The following is a 3,082-nucleotide window of genomic DNA, read 5'->3' as shown; positions in this document are numbered from 1 at the left end:
TGCCTCCATAGCTGCTCCGGTTGCTTCCGGCTGGAGCATTTGCCGGGCGGGGCTTGCACCCGCTGGAAAGCGCCACCTTTTCACGGCGCACACCCCAACCAGCCATTCGCGAACTCCCAGAGCGGCCGTTCAAAAGCGTGAAGAATTGCAGCCGTCTGAGAATCTGGGTAAGCTTGCAGCGCCGCACAACGACAATATTTAGGAGGTTCGTGTATGAAAGCTCTTTGTGAATCGACGTTGAAAAAATCCATCAATACCGTTTCGCAAGAGAACCATGACCAACACGAACTACGACCCGTTCCGTTTTACCACAATCGCACATAGCAACCACCGTTACCTGAGTCCGCTGTCGCAGAATAAAGCTCATGAACTACTCCGCAGCTTCGTCGCGAATTTCTCAGTAGATGACATCGTGCTGGATGCCGGATGTGGCAAGGCAGCGCTATTGCGAGATGTGCTTCACCTGTCACCAGCACGTGGTGTCGGCGTCGATATCAATCAAAGCTTCTTAGACGCGGCCCGATCTGCGTTTCAGCGGGACTCTCCGAACGACTCACGGCTGAGCCTGATCAACGCTCCTCTGCTAGAGCACACGCGACCCGAAGACGGATACGCCGCAATCCTCTGCGTCGGATCTACGCATGCATTCGGTTCATTCGAAGAATGCCTGCGTGTCGCGTTCGACTGGTTGAAGCCCAATGGCCGTTTGCTCGTCGCCGAGGGATATTGGAGGCAGCAACCCGCGCAAGGCTATCTGGATGTAATTAGCGGAACAGCCGACGAATTCGTTTCTCACGCGGAAAACGCCCAACGCGCCAGTGCGTTGGGCTATAACCTGCTGCGGACCGCAACCAGCAGCGAAGATGAGTGGGATGAATACGAAGGGAGGTATTGCGACGCGATGATGCAATACTTGGCGACGAATCCTGATGACCCCGACTCGGCGAAGTTCTTGAAGCGAATGCAAGATTGGCATAGCTCATACTTGCATTGGGGGCGCGCGACGCTCGGTTTCGGCTACTACCTACTTTCGCGCACCTGAAATTTGCGGGCAAATGCTCCTCGGCCGCGGGTCTTTCGCGGCCGATCTAAGCGACGGACCGTTGGCTGCGCGCCGTCCCGTCTAGTTCAGTGACGCGCATCGCGGCAAGTCTGTCCCGCAGGTCAGATTTCCGATTGTCGCCAATCCACGTGCCGATGTCGAACGTCGTTTCTGGCCGACCTCTGCCTGATGCAGTGGGCTCAGGTCGACCCCGAGCCGACGTTCACATTTCCACTATGCAGTCATTCGCAGTGCGTCGAGAGGTCCTTTCCACGATCGTCCGTTATCGAGGAAAAGGATTGTCTTTGTTACGCATCAAAATATCGATGAAGGCATCGCAGACTTGAGTTAGAAAGGACTTCAGCGATGTTGCAGCGCCAGGCCATTCCGAGGTTAGGAACCGGTTGTAGAGCGGTTGCGGAGGTGCACCCCTACCAGCCAGTTGTTGAGGCCGTAAGCCCGATCGGAGCGCGGTCTTTACCTCCGGTATTGCAACAATTTGTGCAGGAGACGCAATGTAAAAATTCGCGATGGGTTGCGTCGTCATCGTAGTCTTCGACGCACGTCGACCGTAGGCGGGAAGTATGACGATCGGGTGGTCTATCGGCTGACGCTCGACTGCTGGGTTTGAGTTGTGGTTAACATGGAACCTTTGGCAAACCGCAAGTTGCAGGACGTGATTTGCCGCAAACTGCGTTCCGAAATTGTGCACCACAACTTCCAAGCCGGATTTTCCCACGTAGTCGCCGATGTACATGCCCCGCGGCGATGTGGCGTCGGCCACGGTCGCATTGAGAGCACCACCCTCTGAAATCGTGGTAGCGAATTTTTTCAACTCGTCTCGAAGTAATTCGAGAATATGGGTGCGAACTTGCAACTCTAGTTCGCGCTCGCCTATCGCCGTCGCCTCGTTTAACTCAGCGATGTGTCGCTGATCGAGGATCGAACGTCGAAGCTGTTCCAGCTTCGACGCTCCGGTATCGCTGATCGGTGCCAGCTTCGCATTGCGATCCCAGTGTTGTATTTGTTCCAATTCACGAATCACGTCATCCATGCTCTGGATGCGCTTCTGCGCTGGACAAACCATCCTGTCAAGGAGAAGTCGCAGCAAGTCATACCGCCCGCCCCTAGAGAAGAGCTCAGCATAGGTGACATCAGCCAGCCGTTCACGAGGAAGGACCGTTCCGCCGCTGATCATGTAATAAATGACTTTGCCCAGGGAATATATGTCAGCGGCAGGTGTGACTTCGAGATGTCCACCACCTTCAAGCTCCGGCGCGATGAAGGCCCACGGGCCAACCGCCTCATTTTCCGCGGTGTGACGCTCTTGATCGCGAAGAAAGCATATGCCAAAGTCCGTCAGCCAAACGTCGTTGTCTGAGCCGGCAAACAAAATATTTTGCGGCTTAACATCACGGTGTATGACACCCGATGCATGAGCGTGACGGAGCGCAGATGCGAGCTGATGCGCCACTATCAACGTGCCATCTAAGTTATCTTTGAATCTTCCGACACACTTCGAAAGATCTCCGCCGCTTGCAAGCGGCATTATCAGGTATTGCTTTTCGGGTGAATCCGAAGTCGTATCGAGCGCGGAATGATCAATAAGCTTGATGATATTTGGATGGTCAAGCCGTGCGATGGCTGCAACTTCGTTCTTGAAACGCGGGTGCCGGTTCGGATTCCTTAAGCGCTTGAGCGCAACTAGTTCGGAGGTCGAATTCTGACGATCGCGAGCGACAAAAACGTCCGCCTGTCCTCCCCCTGAAAGGCTACGTTCAATTTCCCAGCGATTCCCGTACATTTTGGTCATTTGGCTCATCCTGTCTTTACCCGCTATTCTTTGGCGCGGTAGCTTCCGAGTTTGACGCATGGTCGCCATGCATACATCCACGTCTGACCTCGATTGATGACGATCCTGGTGTGCCAGTCGACTGACGCAAATTGGCCGAATCCAGCTCCCTATGGCGCTGTCGCTGCACCAGTCGAGTCAATGGTGACACAAAAGTACAGTCGATCCGTCGTTCCTGCACAGCTTTC

3 protein-coding genes are annotated in these 3,082 nt (G+C 54.7%); 2 read left to right on the top strand and 1 reads right to left on the bottom strand.

What is annotated here, in order from left to right:
• Nucleotides 1-202 (top strand): hypothetical protein (locus BX591_RS36820; RefSeq protein WP_208644760.1); only part of this gene is annotated, 202 nt, incomplete at its 5' end.
• A gap of 72 nt (nt 203-274) precedes the next feature.
• Nucleotides 275-1,042, top strand: coding sequence for an SAM-dependent methyltransferase (locus BX591_RS35695; protein ID WP_111935993.1), 768 nt, complete (start codon nt 275-277; stop codon nt 1,040-1,042).
• A gap of 283 nt (nt 1,043-1,325) precedes the next feature.
• Here BX591_RS35695 and BX591_RS35690 read toward each other — a convergent pair whose 3' ends face one another.
• Nucleotides 1,326-2,855, bottom strand: coding sequence for a serine/threonine-protein kinase (locus BX591_RS35690; protein ID WP_167444693.1), 1,530 nt, complete (start codon nt 2,853-2,855; stop codon nt 1,326-1,328).
• Between the last annotated feature and the right edge of the window lie 227 nt (nt 2,856-3,082).

Source organism: Paraburkholderia bryophila (assembly GCF_003269035.1).
GTDB lineage: Bacteria > Pseudomonadota > Gammaproteobacteria > Burkholderiales > Burkholderiaceae > Paraburkholderia > Paraburkholderia bryophila.
This window is presented reverse-complemented; position numbering and strand designations above follow the sequence as displayed.

Coding starts and splice junctions, on each gene's coding strand:
- BX591_RS35695 (WP_111935993.1), top strand. CDS start 275: ATGACCAACACGAACTACGACCCGTTCCGTTTTACCACAATCGCACAT.
- BX591_RS35690 (WP_167444693.1), bottom strand. CDS start 2,855: ATGACCAAAATGTACGGGAATCGCTGGGAAATTGAACGTAGCCTTTCA.